The following is a 22,410-nucleotide window of genomic DNA, read 5'->3' on the forward strand; positions in this document are numbered from 1 at the left end:
ATACTATGCGTCGCGCTCTGCTCTTCGCTTTCGCTCTGCTCGCCTTGCCTGCCGTACAGGCCGCAGACCTTCAACCTTTCTCCGCCAGCTACACCGCCGACTGGAAACAGCTGCCCATGAGTGGCACCGCTGAACGCAGCCTGGAAGCCGGTGCCAATGGCACCTGGACCCTGAGCTTCAAGGCCTCGATGATGATTGCCAGCCTGACTGAAGTCAGCACGCTGAAGGTCGACAAGGAAACCTTGCTGCCACAGACCTACAGCTTCGAACGCAGCGGCCTGGGCAAATCCAAGAAGGTTGATCTGGCGTTCGACTGGAACACCAAGTTCGTCACCGGCACCGACCGTGGCGATGCGATCAAGCTGCCGCTCAACCGTGGCATCCTCGACAAGTCCACGTATCAGCTGGCGTTGCAACACGACATCGCTGATGGCAAGAAGAGCATGAGCTACCAGGTGGTCGACGGTGATGAAGTAGACACCTACGACTTCCGCGTACTGGGCTCGGAAAAGGTTACCACCAAGACTGGCCAGGTCGATGCGATCAAGGTCGAGCGCGTACGTGACCCGACACAAAGCAAGCGCACCACCGTGCTGTGGTTCGCCAAGGACTGGGATTACCTGCTTGTGCGCCTGCAACAGGTCGAAACCGACGGTAAGGAATACAACATCGTGCTGCTCGACGGCACCTTGAACGGCAAGGCCGTCAAAGGCAGCTGATTGCCCTGACAGCACGCACCACAGAGCCCCGCTTATTAGCGGGGCTTTTTATTGGCTGAAGGCATGCGACGCAGAGCGCCGCACGATAGTCGCGCCTGCACCTGCCCTTCGTAAGCAAGCTCACGCCCTACGGGCAGAAGCGCGGAGCATCGGGCACGATAGTTGAGGTTATCGTTCCTCACGCTCCAGCGTGGGAATGCAGTTCTCGACGCTCTGCGTCGTCAAGAGGACGCGGAGCGTCTGGAACGGCGTTTACGCGCGCGTTCGGACAGGCTAGAAGCACATGAAACATCCTTCATTTTGCCACCACTGCGCTGTAAGCCGCGTCATGCAAGGGCTGCAGAGGATCGATCAGTTTATGACCACCGGGGAACCTGAACAGGCTATTTACTTAGGCAGCTAACAAATTCTATAAAAGAGTCCTGCGACACATTGCCGCAGTATCCAGAGGCCTAACCATTCAGGCCATCAAAGTCAGGAGCTTACTACTATGACTGTCAGAGTTACTGAACGCGACGACGCCCACCTCTCTCACGAAGCCGTTGCCGACGGCATCCAGATCTGGGACGTGCATCAACAGGACCAACTTGTAGGCATGTTTCACGTAGAGTCCGATGCTCTACGCTATAAGGAAGAGCTGGAAGCACTGGAAAGCCAGGGCAACCACTAAGCAACTTCCCTGAGCCAGAAAACCCCAGAACAATAAACGACAAAACCCGCTGAATGCGGGTTTTGTTTTGACGGGTCAGCGCGTTACCACATCAGGTCGTCAGGCACCTGATACGCAGCGTACGGATCGTCGGCATCCGGCGCTTCGGTCGGGGTGTTGAGCAACACGATACGGCGCGGGTCGCGCTCCTGGATCTTCAGCGCTGCCTCACGCGGAATGATCTCGTAACCGCCGCCATGGTGAACGATGGCCAGCGAACCGCTGCTGAGCTTGTTGCGCACCAGCGCGTTGACCGAGATCCGCTTGACCTTCTTGTCGTCAACGAAGTTGTAGTAATCCTCGGTAATCAGCTTGGGCAGACGCGACACTTCGATCAGTTGTTTGACCTGAGCAGTACGGGCCTTCTGCTCGACCTTCTCCTGCTGCTGACGGTTGAGCTCCTGGTCACGCTTGGCCTTCTCGGCCATGGCTTCCTGAGCCGCACGTTTTTGCGAGTCGTCGGCCCGGGCCTGACCCTTGTGCACCAGACGCTGCTCTTTCTGCTTTTCTTTGCCGACCTGCTTGGCCTGCTTTTGGTTGACCAGACCTGCCTTGAGCAACTGATCGCGAAGGGAAAGGCTCATTGTCTACTCACTTATACCGTTACCGCACACTCAGCCGCAGCCGGGCGTGCTCTTTTCCTGACGTTTGGCTTCGCCCCACAATGCATCCATTTCTTCGAGCGTGCACTCTTCGATAGGACGCTGGATGTGGCGTAAGGCCTGTTCAATGAATCGGAAGCGTCTGTCGAACTTGCTATTGGCCGAGCGTAGCGCAGTTTCCGGGTCAACTTTAAGGTGCCGGGCCAGGTTCACGACGCTGAACAGCAGATCGCCGACTTCCTCGGCAATGCCTTCGGCGTCATTGTCGACCATGGCTTCAAGAATTTCATCGAGTTCTTCACGCACCTTGTCGACCACTGGCAACGCTGCAGGCCAGTCGAAGCCGACCTGCGAAGCACGCTTCTGCAGTTTGGCGGCACGACTCAACGCAGGCAAGGCCACCGGCACGTCATCGAGCAACGACAACTGCTCGGGCGCGCCAGACTTTTCGGCACGCTCCTCGGCCTTGATCTCGTCCCAACGCTGGTTGACCTGCTCGTCGGTCAGGCACGGCGTTTCTGCCGGCGCGTACAACTCGCCGGTCGGAAACACGTGCGGATGGCGACGCAGCAACTTGCGGGTAATACCGTCGATGACGTCGTCGAATTCAAACCTGCCTTCCTCTTTGGCCAACTGCGCATAGAAGACCACCTGAAACAGCAGGTCACCCAACTCACCCTTCAGATGGTCGAGGTCGCCCTGCTCGATGGCATCGGCCACTTCGTAGGCTTCTTCCAGCGTATGCGGCACGATGCTGGCGTAGGTCTGCTTCAGGTCCCACGGGCAACCAGACTGCGGATCACGCAGCCGGGCCATGAGGTTCAGCAGGTCTTGAACTGTATACATGGGGCTCCCTGTGAGCGCAGGCAACGCTTATGGCGTCCTGTTCCTGCGCGTTTCGATAATGTTCGGCAGCTGGGAAATACGCCCCAGCAACCGCCCCAGTGCGTCCAGGCCCGGAATCTCGATGGTCAGCGACATGAGCGCTGTGTTGTCTTCCTTGTTCGAGCGGGTGTTGACCGCCAGTACGTTGATACGCTCGTTGAGCAGCACCTGGGTGACGTCACGCAGCAGGCCGGAACGGTCGTAGGCGCGAATGATGATGTCCACCGGATACGTGAGCACCGGCACCGGCCCCCAGCTGACCTGAATGATCCGCTCGGGCTCGCGACCACCCAGTTGCAGCACCGAAGCGCAATCCTGACGGTGAATGCTGACGCCACGCCCCTGGGTGATGTAACCGACAATCGCATCGCCCGGCAGCGGCTGGCAGCAACCGGCCATCTGTGTCATCAGGTTGCCAACGCCCTGAATCTGAATATCGCCACGCTTGCCAGGCTTATAGCCCGTAGCTTTGCGCGGGATCAGTTCCAGCTGTTCATTAACGCGATCAGGTTCAACCTGCTGCTGAGCCAGATTGACCAGTTGCGCCAGACGCAGATCACCCGCGCCCAAGGCGGCAAACATGTCGTCGGCGGTCTTGTGGTTGGCCTTGTCCGCCAGCTTGTCGAAGTCGACCTGCGGCAATGCCAGGCGCGCCAGTTCGCGTTCGATAAGGGTTTTACCGGCCGCAACGTTCTGGTCGCGGGCCTGCAATTTGAACCAGTGAACAATCTTGGCGCGCGCCCGCGAGGTCGTGATGTAACCGAGGTTGGAGTTCAGCCAGTCACGGCTCGGCGTGCCGTGCTTGCTGGTGATGATCTCGACCTGCTCGCCGGTCTGCAGGCTGTAGTTGAGCGGTACGATGCGGCCGTTGATCTTCGCACCACGGCAGTTATGGCCGATTTCGGTGTGCACCCGATAGGCAAAGTCCAGCGGTGTTGCGCCCTTGGGCAGGTCGATGGCGTGACCGTCAGGGGTGAAGACGTAGACGCGGTCAGGCTCGATATCGACTCGCAGTTGGTCTGCCAGGCCGCCGATGTCGCCCAGCTCTTCATGCCATTCGAGCACCTGACGCAGCCAGGAAATCTTCTCTTCGTAATGATTGGAGCCGGATTTGACGTCGGTGCCTTTATAGCGCCAATGCGCACAAACGCCCAACTCGGCCTCTTCATGCATGGCGTGGGTGCGGATCTGCACTTCCAGCACCTTGCCTTCCGGCCCGATAACGGCGGTGTGCAGCGAGCGATAGCCGTTTTCCTTGGGGTTGGCGATGTAATCGTCGAACTCTTTGGGAATATGCCGCCACAAGGTGTGCACAATGCCCAGCGCGGTATAGCAATCGCGCATTTCCGGGACCAGTACACGCAACGCGCGCACGTCATAGATCTGGCTGAATGCCAGGCCTTTGCGCTGCATTTTGCGCCAGATGGAATAGATATGTTTGGCTCGGCCACTGATGTCAGCCGTCACGCCGGTGGCTTGCAGTTCGTTGTCGAGCTGGGACATGACGTCGCTGATGAAGCGCTCGCGGTCCAGCCGGCGCTCGTGCAGCAGCTTGGCGATCTGCTTGTACTGATCAGGCTCCAGGTAGCGGAAAGACAGGTCTTCCAGCTCCCACTTGATATGCCCGATACCCAGACGATGGGCCAGCGGTGCATAGATGTCGAAGACTTCGCGAGCCACACGATTGCGTTTTTCGTCGTCGGCGTTCTTCACCGCACGAATCGCGCAGGTACGTTCGGCCAGTTTGATCAGCGCAACACGAACGTCGTCGACCATCGCCACCAGCATCTTGCGCAGGTTTTCGACCTGCGCCTGACTGCCGAGTACCAGAGACTGACGAGGGCTGAGGCTGGCGCTGATCGCGGCCATGCGCAGCACGCCGTCGATCAGTTTGGCGACCGTCGCGCCAAAACGCTGCTCGACCTCCGGCAAAGGGATGACACCTTCACGCACGCCGCGGTAAATGACCGCCGCAACCAGCGAGTCCTGATCCAGCTTGAGATCAGCCAGGATCTCCGCGATTTCCAGACCGGTCTGGAAACTGGAGGTGCCCTCTGCCCAGTGATTCTTGTGGGCCTTGTCGTTCTGCTCGGCTTGCCGGGCAAACTCACAGGCCTGTTTCATGACTTCCCGGTCCAGGACCAGGTCGACGCTGACAATATGATCGAGCCACGCGTCGAGATTGATACTGCCGTCTGTGTTTATCGGCTGGTTCGCTCTCACCTGTACCATGCTGCTTACCTTCCCTACGGCGCGATGAATAGCGCCATCAGTCGCCAGCCTTCTGAGCGAATGCCACTTGCCGGGCAAGCAAGGACCGGCATTCGCGGGCCAGTCGGATTAAATGAGGTTCCCTGTCAGCAGCGACCTCGATCCAGTGAACGCCGCTCACTTACTCATTTCAAATAAAGCCATCGCCTCGACATGCGCCGTCTGAGGAAACATATCGAGGATTCCGGCACGTTTTAATCGGTAGCCCTGACTGATCAGTTCGACCGTGTCACGAGCCAAAGTTGCCGGATTACATGAAACATAAAGCAGTCGCCGGGCCCCCGTCTTTCTGATCTGGCGGACCACTTCAAAGGCCCCGTCACGCGGCGGGTCCAAGAGTACCGTAGAAAACCCTTCTGCCGCCCAGTCGGCATGTGTCAGCGGCTGGGAAAGATCCGCCTGAAAAAACTGCACATTGTGCAGATCATTACTCATTGCGTTGACGGCTGCACGCTCGACCATGGTCGCAACGCCTTCGACCGCCACCACTTCCCTAGCCAGACCCGCCAGCGGCAAGGCGAAATTGCCCAGACCACAGAACAGGTCCATGACACGTTCGTCTTTTGCAGGCGCCAGCCATTGCAGGGCCTGCTCGATCATCGCGGTGTTGACCGCCGCATTGACCTGAATGAAATCTCCCGGTCGCCAGGCCAGTTGCAGGTTCCACGGCTCCAGCCGGTAGCCCAGCGTATCGCCGGGGCTGACCGGTTGGGGCTCGCCCTCGCCGTGCAGCCAGAGCTGCGCGCCGTGCTTGGAGCAAAACGCCTGCAACAGCGCCAGGTCGGCCTCGGCAAGCGGCGCGGTGTGGCGCAACAACACGGCAGTCGCAACCCCACTGAACAACTCGACGTGACCCAGCGCCTGCGGTTTGCTGAAGTTTTTCAGCATGCCAGGCAACTCATTCATGATGGGTTGCAAGGCCTGTACCAGCACCGGACAGTGTTCGATGCTGACGATGTCCTGACTGGCGGCTGCGCGGAACCCCACGTCCAGCCTTTTGGCCTTGGCATCCCAGCGAACCGCGACCCGCGCGCGTCGACGATAGGCCAGCTCGGCACCGCTCAACGGCGCAGCCCATTCATCCGGCACCACGTTCGCCACCCGCAACAGTTGCTCGGCAAGCATGCGCTGTTTCAGGGCAAGCTGTTCTTCGTGGGGCACATGCTGAACACTGCAGCCGCCGCAGCGACCGAAATACTCACAGGCCGGAGCGCGACGCATGGTGCTGGCGGTGAAGACCCGCTCGGTGCGTGCCTCGACGACCTTGCCGCGCGCATTGAGCACGCGCGCCTCGACTTCTTCGCCGGCCAGACTGCCAGCGACAAACCAGGTTTTGCCCTCGAGAAAAGCGATACCGCGACCGTCGTCGGACAGCCGCTCGATGGTCAGCCGCTGCTTTTTACCGGCAGGAATCTGTACGGTTTTAACGCCGCCCGCAGGCTGAAAGCGCAAACCTCTTTCGTGCTTGGCCATCAGTTGGGCGAATCATAGACGCCGGTCGACAGGTAACGGTCGCCTCGGTCACAGATGATCGCCACAATCACGGCGTTTTCGACTTCCTGGGAAATACGCAACGCCCCGGCGACCGAGCCACCGGACGACACGCCACAGAAGATGCCTTCTTCGCGCGCCAGTCGGCGCATGGTGTCTTCGGCTTCGGTCTGGCCCATGTCGATGATGCGGTCGACACGGTCCGACTGATAGATTTTCGGCAGGTATTCATGCGGCCAGCGGCGAATACCGGGGATCGAAGCGCCCTCCATCGGTTGCAGACCGACGATCTGCACCTCGGGATTTTGCTCCTTGAGGTAGCGCGAGGTGCCCATGATGGTGCCGGTGGTGCCCATCGAGCTGACGAAATGGGTCACGGTACCGCCCGTCTGCCGCCAGATTTCCGGACCGGTGGACGTGTAATGCGCCTCGGGATTGTCGCCATTGGCGAACTGATCGAGCACTTTGCCGCGGCCTTCGGCCTGCATGCGCTCGGCCAGATCACGGGCGCCTTCCATGCCCTGGTCCTTGCTGACCGAAATCAGCTCGGCGCCATAGGCAGTCATGGCGGCCTTGCGTTCGGCACTGGAGTTGTCCGGCATGATCAGAATCATCCGGTAGCCCTTGATCGCCGCGGCCATGGCCAGCGCGATTCCGGTATTGCCGGAGGTCGCTTCGATCAGCGTGTCTCCTGGATGGATCTGGCCGCGCAACTCGGCGCGGGTGATCATCGACAAGGCCGGGCGGTCTTTTACCGAGCCAGCGGGGTTGTTACCTTCGAGTTTCAACAGGAGGGTATTGCTGGTGTTGCCCGCCATGCGTTGCAGACGCACCAGCGGGGTGTTGCCGACGCAATCGGCAATGGTTTGATACTGCAGGGTCATGGCGTCTTCGCAATCCAGACTGCGGGGGGTGCCTATCATAACGGCAAACGGCCAAAGCCCATATCACGCAAAGTGCGCTGCTTATTCCCAAAAAGAATAAACGCTGATTTTTCCACTGCCGCCCTGCTCAGCACAGAGAGTTAGGTGCCCATGCCGACGGTAAATGGCTAAACTCATCCCCTTGTGCCGATACAGCAAGGCAGCCGATGCCTGATATCGACGGACTGATACGTGTTGCCGGAGGAAGAGCGTGCTGACCAAGCTGGGTATAAAAGGCCGTGTGCTGCTACTGACTATTCTGCCTGCCAGCCTGATGGCGGCGATGCTCGGTGGTTATTTCACCTGGATGCAGTTGAGCGAACTGCAAAGCCAGTTGCTGCAACGCGGCGAAATGATTGCCCAGGACCTTGCGCCGCTTGCCGCCAATGCACTGGGGCGCAAGGACAAAGTGCTGCTCAGTCGCATTGCCACCCAGACGCTGGAGCAGACCGACGTGCGCGCCGTGTCGTTTCTCGACACCGATCGCACGGAGTTGGCCCACGCCGGGCCGACCATGATCAGCCCGTCGCCGATTGGCAGCGGCTCGCAATTGCTCAGCTCGACCGGCACCGACGCCACACGCTACCTGCTGCCGGTCTTCGGCAGTCAACGGCATCTGACCAGTCCGATCATTCCTGCCGAAGCCGACACCCTGCTGGGCTGGGTCGAACTTGAAATATCCCATAACGGCACGCTGTTGCGCGGCTATCGAAGCCTGTTTGCCAGCCTGCTGCTGATTCTGACCGGGCTGGCCTGCACCGCGACTCTTGCAGTACGCATGAGCCGCACCATCAACGGGCCGATGAGCCAGATCAAACAAGCGGTGTCGCAGCTCAAGGACGGCAATCTCGAAACCCGCCTGCCGCCGCTGGGCAGTCGGGAGCTGGACGAGCTGGCGTCGGGCATCAATCGCATGGCGGCGACCTTGCAGAACGCGCAGGAAGAGCTGCAACTGAGCATCGATCAGGCGACCGAGGATGTACGCCAGAATCTGGAAACCATCGAGATCCAGAACATCGAGCTGGACCTGGCTCGCAAGGAAGCCCTTGAAGCGAGCCGGATCAAGTCCGAATTCCTGGCCAACATGAGCCACGAAATCCGCACGCCGCTCAATGGCATTCTGGGTTTCACCCATTTGCTGCAAAAAAGCGAGCTGACGCCGCGTCAGTTCGACTACCTGGGCACCATCGAGAAGTCGGCCGACAACCTGTTGAGCATCATCAACGAGATTCTCGACTTTTCGAAGATCGAGGCTGGCAAGCTGGTGCTCGACAACATCCCGTTCAACCTGCGCGATCTGCTGCAGGACACCTTGACCATCCTCGCCCCGGCGGCGCATGCCAAACAGCTGGAACTGGTCAGTCTGGTGTACCGCGATACACCACTGGCGCTGTCCGGCGACCCGTTGCGCCTGCGGCAGATTCTGACCAACCTGGTCAGCAACGCGATCAAATTCACCCGCGAAGGCACCATCGTCGCACGTGCCATGCTTGAAGACGAAACCGAAGAGCACGCGCAATTGCGCATCAGCGTGCAGGACACCGGGATCGGCCTGTCCAGCCAGGATGTGCGGGCACTGTTCCAGGCCTTCAGCCAGGCCGACAACTCGCTCTCGCGCCAACCGGGCGGTACCGGACTGGGTCTGGTGATCTCCAAACGCCTGATCGAACAGATGGGCGGCGAAATCGGTGTCGACAGCACACCGGGCGAAGGTTCGGAATTCTGGATCAGCCTGAAACTGCCCAAGGCCCGCGAAGACAAGGAAGAATCCCTCAATATTCCGCTCGGAGGCCTGCGCGCCGCAGTGCTTGAACATCATGACCTGGCGCGCCAGGCGCTGGAGCATCAGCTGGAAGACTGCGGCCTGCAGACCATCGTGTTCAATAATCTGGAAAACCTGCTCAACGGCGTGACCGCAGCGCACGAGACGCCAGCGGCTATCGATCTGGCGGTACTTGGCGTGACGGCGCTGGAAATCTCTCCGGAACGGCTGCGCCAGCACATCTGGGACCTGGAGAACCTCAACTGCAAGGTCATGGTGCTGTGCCCGACCACCGAGCACGCGCTGTTCCAGCTGGCAGTCCACGATGTCTACACGCAACTGCAGGCCAAGCCCGCCTGCACCCGCAAACTGCAAAAAGCCCTGTCCGAGCTGATCGCGCCGCGAGCGGTGCGTGCCGACATCGGTCCGCCATTGTCGAGCCACGCGCCGCGAGTGCTGTGCGTGGATGACAACCCGGCCAACCTGCTGCTAGTACAGACCCTGCTCGAAGACATGGGCGCTGAAGTGGTCGCTGTCGAGGGTGGTTACGCAGCGGTCAACGCCGTACAGCAAGAAGCGTTCGACCTGGTGTTGATGGACATGCAAATGCCCGGCATGGACGGTCGTCAGGCCACCGAGGCGATCCGCACCTGGGAGGCCGAACGCAACCAGAGCTCACTGCCGATCGTAGCCCTCACCGCCCATGCGATGGCCAACGAAAAACGCTCACTGCTGCAAAGCGGTATGGACGACTACCTGACCAAGCCGATCAGCGAACGGCAACGGGCGCAGGTGGTGCTCAAGTGGACAGGGCTGGCGCTGCGCAACCCTGCGCCGGAACGCCAGAATGAAGCGCCTGAGGTCCACGTAGGGCCGCTGGTGCTGGATCATGAGGAGGGGTTGCGCCTGGCCGCGGGCAAGGCGGATCTCGCCGCCGACATGCTGGCCATGCTGCTGGCTTCACTGGACGCCGACCGCGAAGCCATTCGTGTGGCGCGCGCCAGTCAGGATGTACACGCCTTGATCGAGCGCATCCACCGTCTGCACGGCGCAACGCGCTACTGCGGCGTCCCGCAACTGCGCACCGCCTGTCAACGCGCTGAAACCCTGCTCAAGCAGAACGCCGCGCACACCGAAGAAGCTCTGGACGATTTGGACAAAGCCATCATTCGCCTGGAATCCGAGGCGCGGGTGACAGCGTAATGGTAACGCTCGCTCCTCACACTTCAGCGCAGCAATGCCGTTGTGGGTGCCCTGAGTCCGGTCCTGAAGGCGTGGAGCATGATAGGATGCGCGCAATTTTGGAGGACCCATGGTCGAACACGATTTTCGCTACAGCATGCTCAACCCGCAGCACACCTTGACCGAATGCCGCACTTTGGCGCCCGGTCGCTATCAGGTCACCGGTAACGGCGGCTCGATTCACGACAACGACCAGTTGCTGGTGACGATCAAAGGCAGCAAAAGCCTGCACATGCGCCTGACCGTCGAGAAAGTCCGGCACCTGATCAACCCGCCGGGCCAATGGATTGCAGTGGCCAAAGGTCCGGTGTTCGACGAGTTGGCGATTCATCAGTGGAAAGTGAATTGCGACAGCTGCGCCGCCGAACTGAACTTCGAGTTCATGGTAGAGAGCAAGCTGGGCGTCAAGGCGCAGAAACCTGCCGCCATCGCGCGCATCGCGGAGCTGGGCTGGAAAACCGAAGGCGAGAAGCACCTCTGCAAGAAGTGCCAGGAGAAAGCGGCATGAAGCAGTTTGCGCTCCTGAGCCTGATCGGCGGCGCGCTGCTGGCCGGTTGTACCGCTGACCCGCTGCCTATCCGTCAGGACCACAGCTACGTGATGGAGTGGATTGGCGAACGTCCACTCATCGACAACAGCCGCCTGACGATGACCCTGGGTGCCGATGGCCGAGCGTATGGCAATGCAGGCTGCAACCACTGGTTCGCACCCTATACGCTGAACGACCACAGCATCAGCTTCGGTCCGGTGGGCAAAACCCGCAAGATGTGCGCCCCCGCGCTGATGGAGCAGGAACAACGCTTCATCAAAGCCATCAGCAGCGTGCAACGCTGGGACATCTCGCCCATCGAGCAACTGCGCCTGTGGCCAACCCAAGGCAAGCCGCTGCGCTTCTGGCTGGAAGATAGCTGATCCGAAGCTCCGCGTAACTTGCGACGCAGAGCGTCTAGAACTGCATTCCCACGCTGGAGCGTAGGGAACGATCACTATCCTGCGACGCCCCGCGCAACGCCTGGATCACAGCCGACTGCTCGCGCATTGCACTATCGTGCGACGCTCCGCGTCGCATGCCGTTCTGGACGCTCCGCGTCCTCTTTCGACGCAGAGCGTCGCGACCTGCATTCCCACGCTGGAGCGTAGGGAACGATAATCCCGACTATCGTGCGATGATCTGCGCAACGCCTGGATCACAGCCGACTGCTCGCGCATTTCACTATCGTGCGGCGCTCCGCGTCGCATGCCGTTCTGGACGCTCCGCGTCCTCTTGCGACGCAGAGCGTCGCGACCTGCATTCCCACGCTGGAGCGTAGGGAACGATAATCCCGACTATCGTCCGATGTTCTGCGCAACGCCTGAATCACAGCCGACTGCCCGCGCATTTCACTATCGTGCGGCGCTCCGCGTCGCATGCCGTTCTGGACGCTCCGCGTCCTCTTTCGACGCAGAGCGTCGCGACCTGCATTCCCACGCTGGAGCGTAGGGAACGATAATCCAGACTATCGTGCGATGATCTGCGCAACGCCTGGATCACAGCCGACTGCTCGCGCATTTCACTATCGTGCGATGTTCTGCGCAACGCCCGGATCACAGCCGACTGCTCGCGCATTTCACTATCGTGCGATGTTCTGCGCAACGCCCGGATCACAGCCGACTGCTCGCGCATTTCACTATCGTGCGACGCTCCGCGTCGCATGCCGTTCTGGACGCTCCGCGTCCTCGTTACGGCGCAGAGCGTCGAAAATCGATCCGATCACCCCTCGCCGCGCAATGCCTTGAGCTTCTGGATCACGGTCGCGGCTGACTGCTCACCGAGCAGTTGCTCGCGCATCTTGCCCTTGTCGTCGATGATGTAGGTCACCGGCAGCGCTTCGGAGGGCGGAAGGCTGTACTGCTCGGCTGGGTCCTGAGCCAGCACGGTGAATTTGATACCCAGTGCGTTGGCAGCGTTTTTCAGCTCGTCGCCCTGCAGATTGTCAAAGTTGACACCCAGCACCGTGACCTTCTTGTCCTTGAGCTGTTCGGACAATGCGTTGAATTCCGGCACCTCGGTACGGCACGGGCCACACCATTCGGCCCAGTAGTTCACCACCAGCCAATGCCCCTTGATTCGCTCGCTGGCCACCTTCTGGCCGTTCTGGTCATTGCCCAGGTCCACGCCACATCCGCTGAGCAGCAAGCTGCCGAAAAGTATCACTGCTGCTGTTAATCGCCTTGCCATTTGTTTCCTTCCTCGCCCCGTTCAACCTGCAATCACTTATATCCAGGCTACGACTATTGACCATTCGATATGTCGGACAGTGCCATCGCTGGTTAGAATACGCCACCCCACACAAGATGCGACGTGCAAATGACCGATCTGACGCTGTATCACAACCCGCGCTGCAGCAAATCCCGCGGCGCGCTGGAACTGCTTCAGGCCCGCGGCCTGACGCCCGATATCGTCCTGTACCTGGAAACCCCGCCCGACGCAGAGCGTTTGCGCGATCTGCTCGGCAAGCTGGGCATCACTGCCCGGCAACTGCTGCGTACCGGCGAAGATGATTACAAGCAACTCAACCTGGCCGACCCGAGCCTGAGCGACAAGCAACTGATCGCCGCCATGGCCGCGCACCCCAAACTGATCGAGCGGCCAATTCTGGTCGCAGGCGACAAGGCTGTGATTGGCCGCCCACCCGAGAACATCCTGGAGCTGCTGCCGTGAGCAAACCTTACATTCTGGTCCTCTATTACAGCCGCAACGGTTCCACCAGCGAAATGGCCCGGCAGATTGCCCGCGGTATCGAGCTGGGCGGCATGGAAGCTCGGCTGCGCACCGTTCCTGCCGTTTCCGCCGACTGCGAAGCGACCGCCCCTGAGATCCCGGAAAACGGCGCGCTGTACGCGACCCTCGACGACCTGAAAAACTGCTCAGGCCTGGCGCTGGGTAGCCCGACGCGCTTCGGCAACATGGCCGCCCCGCTGAAATACTTTCTCGACGGTACCAGCAACCTTTGGCTGACCGGCGCACTGGTCGGCAAACCCGCAGGCGTCTTCACCTCCACTGCCAGTCTGCACGGCGGCCAGGAAACCACGCTGATGTCGATGCTGCTGCCGTTGTTGCACCACGGCATGCTGATCATGGGTCTGCCCTACAGTGAATCGGCGCTGCTGGAAACCGCAGGAGGTGGCACGCCTTATGGTGCCAGTCATCACGCCGGTGCCGATGGCAAGCGCGCGCTGGACCGCCATGAGACTGACCTGTGCCGTGCACTGGGCCAGCGCCTGGCCAAAACCGCCTTGCAGCTGGACACAACACGCAGCTGAATCGGCAGGGCGTGGTCTGACGCTTTCAGTTAAATCGCAAACTTGCAGCGCAAGGGTCGGTCTGAACCCTTGACCTGCCTGTTGAATTTCTTTGGAGAACCGATGCAAGACTACAAATGGCTGAACGAGTATTGCCTGAATCGATTCGGCTCCGCCAAAGCACTGGAAGCCCACCTGCCCACCCCGAAGACACCGAAACAACTGCAAGCCATCAGCGCCGACCGCTATCTGTCGACCATGGCCCTGCGCGTGTTTCGCGCAGGCCTGAAACACAGCCTGGTGGACTCTAAATGGCCAGCGTTCGAGGAAGTCTTCTTCCGCTTCGACCCGGAAAAAGTCGTGCTGATGGGGGCTGATCACCTGGAGCGGCTGATGCAGGATGCGCGCATCATCCGTCACCTGGGCAAACTCAAGAGCGTGCCGCGCAATGCGCAACTGATTCTGGACATCGAACAGGAGCACGGCAGTTTCGGCAAATTCATCGCCGAGTGGCCGGTCGATAACATCACGGGCTTGTGGCAGTACATTGCCAAACACGGCAACCAGATGGGCGGACTGTCAGCGCCACGCTTTCTGCGCATGATCGGCAAGGACACGTTCATTCCGACCTGGGACGTGGTGGCCGCGCTGAACGCGCAGGATATCGTCGACCGCGTGCCCACCAGCAAACGCGATCAGGCGATTGTGCAGGACGTCTTCAACCAATGGCACGCAGAAAGCGGTCGGCCGATGTGCCAGCTGTCAGCCATGCTGGCGTTCACGGTCAACCACTGAGCACCCTCAGATATTCACCACATTGACGAACCGCGACGCAGCGGTTTCGTCGATGCGCAGGTTGCTGAAGTCGAACAGGTTGCGGTCAGCCAGTTGCGAGGGCTGTACGTTCTGCAGGGCGCGGAAAATGCTTTCCGTGCGACCCGGTGTCTTGCGCTCCCAGTCGATCAACATGTCCTTGACCACCTGACGTTGCAGATTCTCCTGAGAGCCGCAGAGGTTGCACGGGATGATCGGAAACTGTTTAAGGTCCGAATAGGCCTGAATGTCCTTTTCATGGCAATACGCCAATGGACGAATCACCACGTTACGGCCATCGTCGGCACGCAGTTTGGGTGGCATGGCCTTGAGCGAGCCGTTGAAAAACATGTTGAGGAAGAACGTCTCGACGATATCGTCTCGATGATGCCCCAGTGCCATCTTGGTAGCACCTATTTCATCAGCGAAGGTATACAGCGTGCCACGACGCAGCCGTGAACACAGCGAACAGGTCGTCTTGCCTTCAGGAATCAATTCCTTGACCACTGAATACGTGTCTTTCTCGACGATGTGGTACTCGATACCCAGCTCTTTCAGATACGCAGGCAGCACGTGCTCGGGGAAGCCAGGCTGCTTCTGGTCCATGTTGACGGCCACGATGTCGAATTTGATCGGCGCGACTTTCTGCAAGTGCATCAGCACATCGAGCATGGTGTAACTGTCCTTGCCGCCGGACAGGCAGACCATGACCTTGTCACCCTCTTCGATCATGTTGAAGTCGGCAACCGCCTCGCCGGCCAGCCGACGCAGACGTTTCTGCAGTTTGTTCTGATTGACTGAAAGGGTGCCCATTTATGGAAATATCCGCTGACGGTAGCTTGAGAAAAGCCGGGCATTTTACCTATAACCGACCTTTGGTTAAATATGCTGCGCGCGTGCTGTTCAGACTGGCAATCGCCCTTGATCAAAAACGACCACCGGGCGGCCAGCATTTTCAGAGCGTAGTCACATTGCGGCATACTTGGCGCACTGGAGAATCCTAAAGCATGCCCGACCAACTCAATTCACGCGTTGAAACCTGTTACCAACAAGCCGAAACCTTCTTCAAGCGCACCTTCAAACGCCCAATGGTCAGTTTCCAGTTGCGCGGCCAGAAGGCTGGTGTCGCTCACCTGCACGAAAACCTGCTGCGCTTCAATCCGCAGCTCTACAAGGAAAACGCCGAAGACTTCCTGCGCCAGACCGTGCCGCACGAAGTCGCGCACCTGATTGCCCACCAGCTGTTTGGCGGCAGCATCCAGCCACATGGCGAAGAATGGCAACTGATCATGCGCGGCGTCTATGAACTGCCACCCAACCGCTGCCACACCTACGCCGTCAAGCGACGCAGCGTGATCCGTTACATCTACCGCTGCCCTTGCCCGGACAGCGACTTTCCGTTCACTGCCCAGCGCCACAGCATGGTTCGCAAGGGTCGGCGCTACCTGTGCCGCCGCTGCCGCGAGCCGTTGGTGTTCAGCGGCGAGACGCGCACGGAATAACCCCCGCGCAAACGACAGGCATAAAAAAACCCATCCGAAGATGGGTTTTTTATGGCCTGACGGTTAATCAGACGGTTTTGGTGGTATTCACCGCATTGGCCGGAGTCGGGCCTTCGGCAACGCCGAGGTCGTCTTCAGGACGGGTTTCCAGGATGGCACTGCCACCGGAAGCCAGCTCGGATTGCAGCTTGTCGGTGTCCAGCTCGCCGACCCACTTGGCAACCACAACGGTGGCAACAGCGTTACCGACCAGGTTGGTCAGGGCGCGGGCTTCGGACATGAAGCGGTCGATACCCAGAATCAGCGCCAGACCGGCAACCGGCAGGTGGCCGACAGCCGACAGGGTTGCAGCCAGAACGATGAAGCCGCTACCGGTTACGCCAGCAGCACCCTTGGAGGACAGCAGCAACACCAGCAACAAAGTGATCTGGTGGGTGATGTCCATGTGCGTGTTGGTCGCCTGAGCGATGAACACGGCAGCCATGGTCAGGTAGATCGACGTACCGTCGAGGTTGAACGAGTAACCCGTCGGGATAACCAGACCCACGACAGATTTTTTGGCGCCCAGACGCTCCATCTTGATCAGCATGCGTGGCAGGGCCGATTCCGACGAGGAAGTACCCAGTACGATCAACAGCTCTTCACGGATGTAGCGAACCAGCTTGAAGATGCTGAAACCGTGAGCGCGGCAGATGGCACCCAGCACCAGCACCACGAACAGCGCGCAGGTGATGTAGAAGCAGATCATCAACTGACCCAACTGCACCAGCGAGCTTACGCCGTAGGCGCCGATGGTGAAGGCCATGGCACCGAACGCACCGATAGGTGCCAGCTTCATGATCATGTTGATGATGTTGAACATCACGTGGGCGAAGCGATCGATGAAGTCCAGAACCGGCTTGCCGTACGAACCCAGACGATGCAGGGCGAAGCCGAAGATCACCGAGAACATCAGGACTTGCAGGATATCGCCGTTGGCAAACGCGCCGACGATGGTGTTCGGAATCACGTTGAGGATGAAGCCGACGATGCTCTGATCCTGACCGGCAGTCACATAAGCCGCGATCTTGGAAGCGTCGAGCGTGCTGACGTCGATGTTCATGCCGGCACCCGGCTGAACCACGTTGACCACGATCAGACCGATCAGCAGAGCGATGGTCGAAACGATCTCGAAGTACAGCAGCGCATAACCGCCGGTCTTGCCGACCGACTTCATGTTCTGCATGCCGGCGATGCCGCTGACGACGGTACAGAAGATGATCGGCGCGATAACCATCTTGATCAGTTTGATAAACCCGTCACCCAGCGGCTTTAGAGCCTTGCCGGTGTCCGGGTAGAAGTGACCGATCAGGATACCGATGACAATCGCAACGATTACCTGAAAATAGAGGGATTTGTAGATGGGCTGACGAGTCGTCATTGCAGTTTTCCTCAAGGGCGTCGTCGGCATCTTCACCTGATGCACGCGAGCCTATAAAGCGCTAACCCTCCTGCACTGGAGGGATTTGTTTTGTCGAGCTGCGCAAGGCAGGCCTCTGCCATGTAGATAGCAATAGGCGTGCCATAGAATCAAATAGCCATCAAAACCCCGCATTACAAGGCGCAGACGGGTAACGGTAGACGCAAACCGAAAAAGACGTGGCGGTTTTCCGCCGTATGGTGGGAAAAATGGGCACACAGTGGCGGGTATCCGCCGTCTTTCTGTGGTGACTGGAGTACCTGGTGACGCGCAGAGGTGTGACGCAGAGCGTCCAGAACGGCATTGCCATGCTGAAGCGTGAGCAACGACAGGTGTGATAACACTATCGTGCCAATGCTCCGCGTTGGCATGCCGTTCTGGACGCTCTGCGTCCGCTCTTGAAACTCGGGTGAACACACCCTTACTGCGCCAGAAAATGAATCCTGAACGCCGCGCCGCCCAGCGGGGAATCGCCCAGCGTCAATTGTGCGCCGTAGCTTTCGATGATGTCCTTGACCACCGCCAGACCAATGCCCTGTCCGGGGTTCTGGCGGTCCAGGCGTTCGCCACGCTCGAGAATGCGCGCGCGCTGGCTCTGCGGAACGCCGGGGCCGTCGTCTTCGACGCACAGTTCATCGCCGTCCGCTGAGCGGGTAAAGCTCACGCGTACTTCGCTCAGGCATAGCCGATAGGCGTTTTCCAGCAGGTTGCCGAGCATTTCCAGCAACGCGCCCTCTTCCATGTGCACCTGACAATGCTCCGGCAAGTCCAGCGTGGCCTTGACCTGTTTGTCGCGATACACCTTGTCGAGTGTGTTGCACAGGCTTTCGACCACAGGCCGCAGCATGACGTGATGGCGCACCAGACCGCTCTTGCGCAGGCTGGCCCGTTGCAGTTGATAGCCAATCTGTTGGCTCATGCGCTCGATCTGTGACTGCAGCACCCACGCCTGCTCGACATCTTCGGGACGCTTGGCGATGTTTTCGCTGACCCCCTGCAAGACCGCCAGCGGTGTTTTCAGGCTGTGGGCCAGGTCATCCAGCGAATCGCGGTAACGAATCCGCTGTTCACGTTCGCTGCGCAGCAGGCGGTTGAGCGAGTCGGTCAGACGCAGCAGTTCGCTGGGATGCTCCTCGCTCAGGCTGTCGCGCACGCCGGCTTCCACCTGATCCAGTTCCTGGCTCAAGCCGCGCAAGGCACGCAACCCCCAGGTCAGGCCCATCCACAGCAACCCGAGCAGCACCGCCAGTGCTGCGCCAAAGCCCAGATAGAGCTTGCGGCGCAAACCGTCGATGGTTTCCTGATAGCCACGCAAGGGCTGCACGGCGACGATACTGAACGCGGCATTGCGCCCGCCGAGCAGCCGGATCTCGACGTCATAGACGAAATACTCATCGCCATTGATTTCCTTGATCTTGGTGAACTCGCTGCCCTGCCCGTCATATTGCGGGCGGTAGTCGATGTTCTCGCCTTCGGTGGACAGTGAGCGCCAGACCATCTGCCCCTGGCGGTTATAGATGTAGCCCAGCAAACGACTGCCCGGCAGGTTGAACTGTTCGCCCGGCAGCACGGACGGCATCAATAGATGGCCGTCTTCGACGCGCGCCGCCGAAATCATGGTGGTCACGTCGGAAGCCAGGCGTTGCTCTATCGCCCCGCGCAGCGCCAGGCTGAACGCCCCCTGCAAAGCAGGCAGCATCAGCAGCATGAAGATCACCGCCAGAGTGGCGGCACCCAGCATCAGGCGCAGGCGAAGCGAACGAATCACGTACAGCGCTCATTGAACAGGTAGCCCATGCCGCGCACGGTTTCGATAGGTTTAAACGCCACGTTGCTGTCCAGCTTGCGACGCAGGCGGCCGACCAGCACTTCGATCACGTTTGGGTCGCGCTCGTCGTCATCAGGATACAGCTGCTCCATCAGGCGCTCTTTGGGCACCACTTGCTGGTGATGGAGCATCAGGTATTCAAGGATGCGGTATTCGTAGGCGGTCAGCGCCAGCGGTTGTTCAGCCAGCGCGGCGTGCTTGCGATTGAGGTCCAGCAGCAGCGGGCCAGCCGTGATGGTGGACTGAATGAAGCCGCTGGAACGCCGCAACAAGGCGTTGAGCCGCGCTTCCAGTTCTTCGAACTGGAAGGGTTTGACCACGTAGTCGTCAGCGCCGGCCGCCAGCCCTTCGACCTTGTCCTGCCAATTGCCGCGCGCGGTCAGGATCAGAATCGGAAACGCCTTGCCCACGGTGCGCAACTGCCGAATCAGGTCCAGCCCACCGATGCCCGGCAAGCCCAGATCGATCACGGCCAGGTCGTGATTGAATTGCGTGACCTGATACAACGCTTCCTCAGCGTTGGCCACCGCTTCCACCACATGTCCCGCTTCGGTCAGACGGGTTCGCAGGTGGTGGCGCAGCAGCGCTTCATCCTCAACTACCAACAACTTCATGCAGCTCTCCCAGGCACAATCGCAGCCTCAAGACAAAGAATGAAACGACATCGTCGCATCAGTACTCAACAGGCGGGCGCTGACGGGCACGTGTTGTGTCACATCATAGCTGCCCAGCACGATTTCGCGGCTGACAGGCACACCATTGTGAGTCCCTGTCAGGGTGCCGTAAACCGGCGGTGAATAAAGTGTGCCCACAGAAACATTGGTATGTGCCTGTTCCCCGAGCGCATGCCCCCAGCTGTTGGCGTCATCAAGCCTTTCGCTGGTCTTGCCGAACTCGATACGAGCCACGTCAAGCCGACCATCGCCCACCTGCGCTGCGGCGCTGCCACCCAGAAAAGCCAAGGCCAGGAAAAACTTGTTGAGATTCAACATATCGACTCCTTTTGCGCTCGGGGACGCTGTCAAGGTACGGCCCAACAGTAATCGCGCTGGGCTGAACCCCGACTGAACACGGCATGAACCGGCGCTGAACAGTCATCTACACCGGATGCAGCGGAATCGGCTATGGTTGTTTGCGACCTCAAACTATCAAAAGGAGCTGACCATGCGTGTGTGGATTGCAATGATCATGATGGGCCTGACCGGACTCGCTCAGGCAGCGATCAAGACCGAGCAGATCGATTACAAGAGTGCCGACGGAACCAAACTGGTGGGTTACTACGCTTACGACGACGCGGTAAAAGGTCCACGCCCCGGTGTTCTGGTGGTTCACGAGTGGTGGGGCCTGAACGACTACGCCAAGCGCCGCGCCCGCGACCTGGCTGCCCTGGGCTACAGCGCCATGGCTATCGACATGTACGGCGAAGGCAAGAACACCGAGCACCCGAAGGACGCAATGGCGTTCATGCAGGCTGCGCTGAAGGACAGCGATGCGGCTGACAAGCGCTTTGATGCCGGGCTGGAGCAATTGAAGAAGCAACCTCAGACCGACCCGAAAAAAATTGCAGCGATCGGTTACTGCTTCGGCGGCAAGATCGTGCTGGACGCGGCGCGGCGCGGCGAACCGTTGCTGGGCGTAGTCAGCTTCCACGGCGCACTGGTCACCAATACCCCGGCCAAACCGGGCATCAAAGTGCTGATGCTGGTCGAGCACGGTGCCAAGGACAGCATGGTCACCGCTGAAAATGTTGCGGCGTTCAAAAAGGAAATGGACGACGCCAAGGCAGACTACAAATTCGTCAGCATCGACGGTGCCAAACACGGCTTCACCAACCCCGACGCCGACCGCCTGAGCCACGGCGACCACGGCGACCACGGCGGCCCGGACATCGGCTACGACAAGGCTGCCGACCAGAGCTCATGGTCAGACATGCAGGTGTTCTTCAAGAAGATATTTGGTTGAGTAGCAGAGATAATCGCGTCCTGCGTCGTAAGAGGACGCAGAGCGTCTGGAAAGGCATGCGACGCAGAGCGTCGCACGATAGTTGAGATGATCGTTCCGCACTTTATGCGTCAATACCAGCGCTGAATATCGATCAAACCGCGCTGCCCCTCATAATCGCGAGCGCTGGAGTATCTCCAGTGCTCACCGACATCCACATAACCCCTCTTTACCGGGTTGTGGTGAATGTAATCGAGCTTTTGACGCATCACCGCTTCATTCCACACAAGCTCGGCATGAGACCCTTCCTGCCAGACCTGATAAACCCTGTCGGTCTTGTGCATGGGTTTGACAAAGCGCAGACGCTGAAGCGCGCTCTGGGCATTCGCTTTCTCGAGGACGTGGATTATCTGCCGGGCAGTGAAAGACTTGAAACTACTCACACATTTGTCCAAGGCGGGCGCTTGGGCCACGAAGTGCAAATGGTTTTCCAGTACGACATACCCGAAGAGCTGCAGTCCTTGATGAGCCTGTTGGTAGCGCCAGGCGTTGAACAGAATGTCTACCAGAACAGGCCGGGTAAAAAGCGGTAACCACTCCACCACCGTACAGGTCAGAAAGTGGGGTTTTTCAGGTTCGGTGATGGTGTACCGGCTTCGGCCCATGAGTTCGTCCTTGAATCATCAGAGGCCCGAACGGTACATCCCGACTGAGTGGGTGGAAATGATGAAAGTGTGACCAGCTTTTTGCTCTACCTGGCAAAGAGGACGCAGAGCGTCCAGAACGGCATGCGACGCGGAGCGACGCACGATAGTTGAGATTCTCGTTCCCACGCTCCAGCTTGGGAATGCAGGTCGCGACGCTCTGCGTCGCCAAGAGGACGCGGAGCGTCCGGAACGGCATGCGACGCGGAGCGCCGCACGATAGTTGGATTCTCGTTCCCACGCTCCAGCGTGGTAATGCAGGTCGCGACGCCCAGCG

The 22,410-nt window shown here is 59.5% G+C and carries 22 protein-coding genes; 10 read left to right on the forward strand and 12 right to left on the reverse strand.

Annotated features, from left to right (window positions below; genetic code table 11):
- Positions 1 to 5: 5 nt before the first annotated feature.
- Both FFH21_RS19785 and FFH21_RS19795 read left to right on the forward strand, forming a co-directional pair.
- Positions 6 to 719 (forward strand): DUF3108 domain-containing protein, encoded by a 714-nt coding sequence (locus FFH21_RS19785; RefSeq protein ID WP_011169244.1) that lies wholly within the window; start codon positions 6 to 8, stop codon positions 717 to 719.
- A gap of 490 nt (positions 720 to 1,209) precedes the next feature.
- Positions 1,210 to 1,389: a hypothetical protein gene (locus FFH21_RS19795; protein WP_002554613.1), complete on the forward strand. Its 180-nt coding sequence runs from the start codon at positions 1,210 to 1,212 to the stop codon at positions 1,387 to 1,389.
- 83 nt (positions 1,390 to 1,472) lie between these two features.
- Here FFH21_RS19795 and FFH21_RS19800 read toward each other — a convergent pair whose 3' ends face one another.
- From FFH21_RS19800 to cysM, 5 genes are all read right to left on the reverse strand, one after another.
- The gene (locus FFH21_RS19800) at positions 1,473 to 2,012 is read right to left on the reverse strand and encodes a DUF2058 domain-containing protein (protein ID WP_004665989.1); all 540 of its coding nucleotides are present in this window, start codon (positions 2,010 to 2,012) and stop codon (positions 1,473 to 1,475) included.
- 30 nt (positions 2,013 to 2,042) lie between these two features.
- Positions 2,043 to 2,876, reverse strand: coding sequence for a nucleoside triphosphate pyrophosphohydrolase (mazG, locus tag FFH21_RS19805; protein ID WP_004657206.1), 834 nt, complete (start codon positions 2,874 to 2,876; stop codon positions 2,043 to 2,045).
- A gap of 27 nt (positions 2,877 to 2,903) precedes the next feature.
- Positions 2,904 to 5,147, reverse strand: coding sequence for a GTP diphosphokinase (relA, locus tag FFH21_RS19810; RefSeq protein ID WP_004657204.1), 2,244 nt, complete (start codon positions 5,145 to 5,147; stop codon positions 2,904 to 2,906).
- Positions 5,148 to 5,303: 156 nt separating this feature from the next.
- Entirely contained in the window at positions 5,304 to 6,659 is a 1,356-nt protein-coding gene (gene rlmD / locus FFH21_RS19815; protein ID WP_011169246.1) for a 23S rRNA (uracil(1939)-C(5))-methyltransferase RlmD, read from the reverse strand.
- On the reverse strand, positions 6,659 to 7,561 hold the full coding sequence (gene cysM / locus FFH21_RS19820; RefSeq protein ID WP_004665991.1) for a cysteine synthase CysM: 903 nt from the start codon (positions 7,559 to 7,561) through the stop codon (positions 6,659 to 6,661). The genes rlmD and cysM overlap by 1 nt, the downstream gene beginning before the upstream one ends.
- A 250-nt stretch (positions 7,562 to 7,811) precedes the next feature.
- Between cysM and FFH21_RS19825 the strand changes: the two genes are divergently transcribed.
- The 3 genes from FFH21_RS19825 to FFH21_RS19835 all read left to right on the forward strand — a co-directional run bounded on the left by FFH21_RS19825 (position 7,812) and on the right by FFH21_RS19835 (position 11,516).
- Complete coding sequence (locus FFH21_RS19825; RefSeq protein WP_054088533.1) at positions 7,812 to 10,565, forward strand: response regulator; 2,754 nt, start codon at positions 7,812 to 7,814, stop codon at positions 10,563 to 10,565.
- 109 nt (positions 10,566 to 10,674) lie between these two features.
- Entirely contained in the window at positions 10,675 to 11,112 is a 438-nt protein-coding gene (locus FFH21_RS19830; RefSeq protein ID WP_002554619.1) for a hypothetical protein, read from the forward strand.
- A complete protein-coding gene (locus FFH21_RS19835; protein ID WP_004657193.1) occupies positions 11,109 to 11,516 on the forward strand; it encodes an META domain-containing protein in 408 nt (135 codons plus the stop codon). Before FFH21_RS19830 ends, FFH21_RS19835 begins: the two co-directional genes overlap by 4 nt.
- A gap of 838 nt (positions 11,517 to 12,354) precedes the next feature.
- Here the strand turns inward: FFH21_RS19835 and FFH21_RS19850 are convergent.
- On the reverse strand, positions 12,355 to 12,822 hold the full coding sequence (locus tag FFH21_RS19850; protein ID WP_011169249.1) for a TlpA disulfide reductase family protein: 468 nt from the start codon (positions 12,820 to 12,822) through the stop codon (positions 12,355 to 12,357).
- 129 nt (positions 12,823 to 12,951) lie between these two features.
- Between FFH21_RS19850 and arsC the strand changes: the two genes are divergently transcribed.
- The 3 genes from arsC to FFH21_RS19865 all read left to right on the forward strand — a co-directional run bounded on the left by arsC (position 12,952) and on the right by FFH21_RS19865 (position 14,681).
- Positions 12,952 to 13,305, forward strand: coding sequence for an arsenate reductase (glutaredoxin) (gene arsC, locus FFH21_RS19855; RefSeq protein WP_004665994.1), 354 nt, complete (start codon positions 12,952 to 12,954; stop codon positions 13,303 to 13,305).
- Positions 13,302 to 13,907 carry an NAD(P)H:quinone oxidoreductase gene (gene wrbA, locus FFH21_RS19860; protein WP_004657185.1) on the forward strand — a complete coding sequence of 202 codons (606 nt, stop codon included), beginning with the start codon at positions 13,302 to 13,304 and terminating at the stop codon, positions 13,905 to 13,907. The genes arsC and wrbA overlap by 4 nt, the downstream gene beginning before the upstream one ends.
- Positions 13,908 to 14,009: 102 nt before the next feature.
- Positions 14,010 to 14,681 carry a DNA-3-methyladenine glycosylase I gene (locus FFH21_RS19865; protein WP_004657183.1) on the forward strand — a complete coding sequence of 224 codons (672 nt, stop codon included), beginning with the start codon at positions 14,010 to 14,012 and terminating at the stop codon, positions 14,679 to 14,681.
- Positions 14,682 to 14,687: 6 nt separating this feature from the next.
- Here FFH21_RS19865 and ttcA read toward each other — a convergent pair whose 3' ends face one another.
- A complete protein-coding gene (ttcA, locus tag FFH21_RS19870; protein ID WP_002554625.1) occupies positions 14,688 to 15,512 on the reverse strand; it encodes a tRNA 2-thiocytidine(32) synthetase TtcA in 825 nt (274 codons plus the stop codon).
- Between the two features lie 194 nt (positions 15,513 to 15,706).
- On the opposite strand from ttcA, the gene FFH21_RS19875 reads away from it, so the two are divergent.
- Complete coding sequence (locus FFH21_RS19875; RefSeq protein ID WP_004657182.1) at positions 15,707 to 16,201, forward strand: SprT family zinc-dependent metalloprotease; 495 nt, start codon at positions 15,707 to 15,709, stop codon at positions 16,199 to 16,201.
- Between the two features lie 67 nt (positions 16,202 to 16,268).
- On the opposite strand, the gene FFH21_RS19880 is transcribed toward FFH21_RS19875, so the two are convergent.
- The 4 genes from FFH21_RS19880 to FFH21_RS19905 all read right to left on the reverse strand — a co-directional run bounded on the left by FFH21_RS19880 (position 16,269) and on the right by FFH21_RS19905 (position 20,480).
- A complete protein-coding gene (locus tag FFH21_RS19880; protein ID WP_004657180.1) occupies positions 16,269 to 17,621 on the reverse strand; it encodes a dicarboxylate/amino acid:cation symporter in 1,353 nt (450 codons plus the stop codon).
- 460 nt (positions 17,622 to 18,081) lie between these two features.
- The gene (locus FFH21_RS19895; protein WP_004665996.1) at positions 18,082 to 19,428 is read right to left on the reverse strand and encodes an ATP-binding protein; all 1,347 of its coding nucleotides are present in this window, start codon (positions 19,426 to 19,428) and stop codon (positions 18,082 to 18,084) included.
- Complete coding sequence (locus tag FFH21_RS19900) at positions 19,425 to 20,102, reverse strand: response regulator (protein WP_002554629.1); 678 nt, start codon at positions 20,100 to 20,102, stop codon at positions 19,425 to 19,427. Before FFH21_RS19900 ends, FFH21_RS19895 begins: the two co-directional genes overlap by 4 nt.
- A 27-nt stretch (positions 20,103 to 20,129) precedes the next feature.
- Entirely contained in the window at positions 20,130 to 20,480 is a 351-nt protein-coding gene (locus tag FFH21_RS19905; RefSeq protein WP_004657173.1) for a hypothetical protein, read from the reverse strand.
- Positions 20,481 to 20,652: 172 nt separating this feature from the next.
- Between FFH21_RS19905 and FFH21_RS19910 the strand changes: the two genes are divergently transcribed.
- Positions 20,653 to 21,450, forward strand: a complete 798-nt coding sequence (locus FFH21_RS19910) for a dienelactone hydrolase family protein (protein ID WP_041924609.1) — start codon at positions 20,653 to 20,655, stop codon at positions 21,448 to 21,450.
- 110 nt (positions 21,451 to 21,560) lie between these two features.
- Here the strand turns inward: FFH21_RS19910 and FFH21_RS19915 are convergent, their stop codons facing one another.
- Positions 21,561 to 22,094, reverse strand: coding sequence for a hypothetical protein (locus FFH21_RS19915; protein WP_004665998.1), 534 nt, complete (start codon positions 22,092 to 22,094; stop codon positions 21,561 to 21,563).
- Positions 22,095 to 22,410 lie beyond the last annotated feature (316 nt).

It is taken from the genome of Pseudomonas sp. KBS0707 (assembly GCF_005937945.2).
GTDB lineage: Bacteria > Pseudomonadota > Gammaproteobacteria > Pseudomonadales > Pseudomonadaceae > Aquipseudomonas > Aquipseudomonas amygdali.

What these genes read in the sequence shown, in the direction of transcription:
- FFH21_RS19785 (WP_011169244.1), top strand. Translation starts at nt 6, where the DNA reads ATGCGTCGCGCTCTGCTCTTCGCTTTCGCTCTGCTCGCCTTGCCTGCC.
- FFH21_RS19915 (WP_004665998.1), bottom strand. Translation starts at nt 22,094, where the DNA reads ATGGGCCGAAGCCGGTACACCATCACCGAACCTGAAAAACCCCACTTT.
- FFH21_RS19850 (WP_011169249.1), bottom strand. Translation starts at nt 12,822, where the DNA reads ATGGCAAGGCGATTAACAGCAGCAGTGATACTTTTCGGCAGCTTGCTG.
- FFH21_RS19865 (WP_004657183.1), top strand. Translation starts at nt 14,010, where the DNA reads ATGCAAGACTACAAATGGCTGAACGAGTATTGCCTGAATCGATTCGGC.
- FFH21_RS19795 (WP_002554613.1), top strand. Translation starts at nt 1,210, where the DNA reads ATGACTGTCAGAGTTACTGAACGCGACGACGCCCACCTCTCTCACGAA.
- FFH21_RS19905 (WP_004657173.1), bottom strand. Translation starts at nt 20,480, where the DNA reads ATGTTGAATCTCAACAAGTTTTTCCTGGCCTTGGCTTTTCTGGGTGGC.
- FFH21_RS19910 (WP_041924609.1), top strand. Translation starts at nt 20,653, where the DNA reads ATGCGTGTGTGGATTGCAATGATCATGATGGGCCTGACCGGACTCGCT.
- ttcA (WP_002554625.1), bottom strand. Translation starts at nt 15,512, where the DNA reads ATGGGCACCCTTTCAGTCAATCAGAACAAACTGCAGAAACGTCTGCGT.
- FFH21_RS19830 (WP_002554619.1), top strand. Translation starts at nt 10,675, where the DNA reads ATGGTCGAACACGATTTTCGCTACAGCATGCTCAACCCGCAGCACACC.
- FFH21_RS19900 (WP_002554629.1), bottom strand. Translation starts at nt 20,102, where the DNA reads ATGAAGTTGTTGGTAGTTGAGGATGAAGCGCTGCTGCGCCACCACCTG.
- FFH21_RS19875 (WP_004657182.1), top strand. Translation starts at nt 15,707, where the DNA reads ATGCCCGACCAACTCAATTCACGCGTTGAAACCTGTTACCAACAAGCC.
- FFH21_RS19880 (WP_004657180.1), bottom strand. Translation starts at nt 17,621, where the DNA reads ATGACGACTCGTCAGCCCATCTACAAATCCCTCTATTTTCAGGTAATC.
- rlmD (WP_011169246.1), bottom strand. Translation starts at nt 6,659, where the DNA reads ATGGCCAAGCACGAAAGAGGTTTGCGCTTTCAGCCTGCGGGCGGCGTT.
- relA (WP_004657204.1), bottom strand. Translation starts at nt 5,147, where the DNA reads ATGGTACAGGTGAGAGCGAACCAGCCGATAAACACAGACGGCAGTATC.
- mazG (WP_004657206.1), bottom strand. Translation starts at nt 2,876, where the DNA reads ATGTATACAGTTCAAGACCTGCTGAACCTCATGGCCCGGCTGCGTGAT.
- FFH21_RS19800 (WP_004665989.1), bottom strand. Translation starts at nt 2,012, where the DNA reads ATGAGCCTTTCCCTTCGCGATCAGTTGCTCAAGGCAGGTCTGGTCAAC.
- cysM (WP_004665991.1), bottom strand. Translation starts at nt 7,561, where the DNA reads ATGACCCTGCAGTATCAAACCATTGCCGATTGCGTCGGCAACACCCCG.
- arsC (WP_004665994.1), top strand. Translation starts at nt 12,952, where the DNA reads ATGACCGATCTGACGCTGTATCACAACCCGCGCTGCAGCAAATCCCGC.
- FFH21_RS19835 (WP_004657193.1), top strand. Translation starts at nt 11,109, where the DNA reads ATGAAGCAGTTTGCGCTCCTGAGCCTGATCGGCGGCGCGCTGCTGGCC.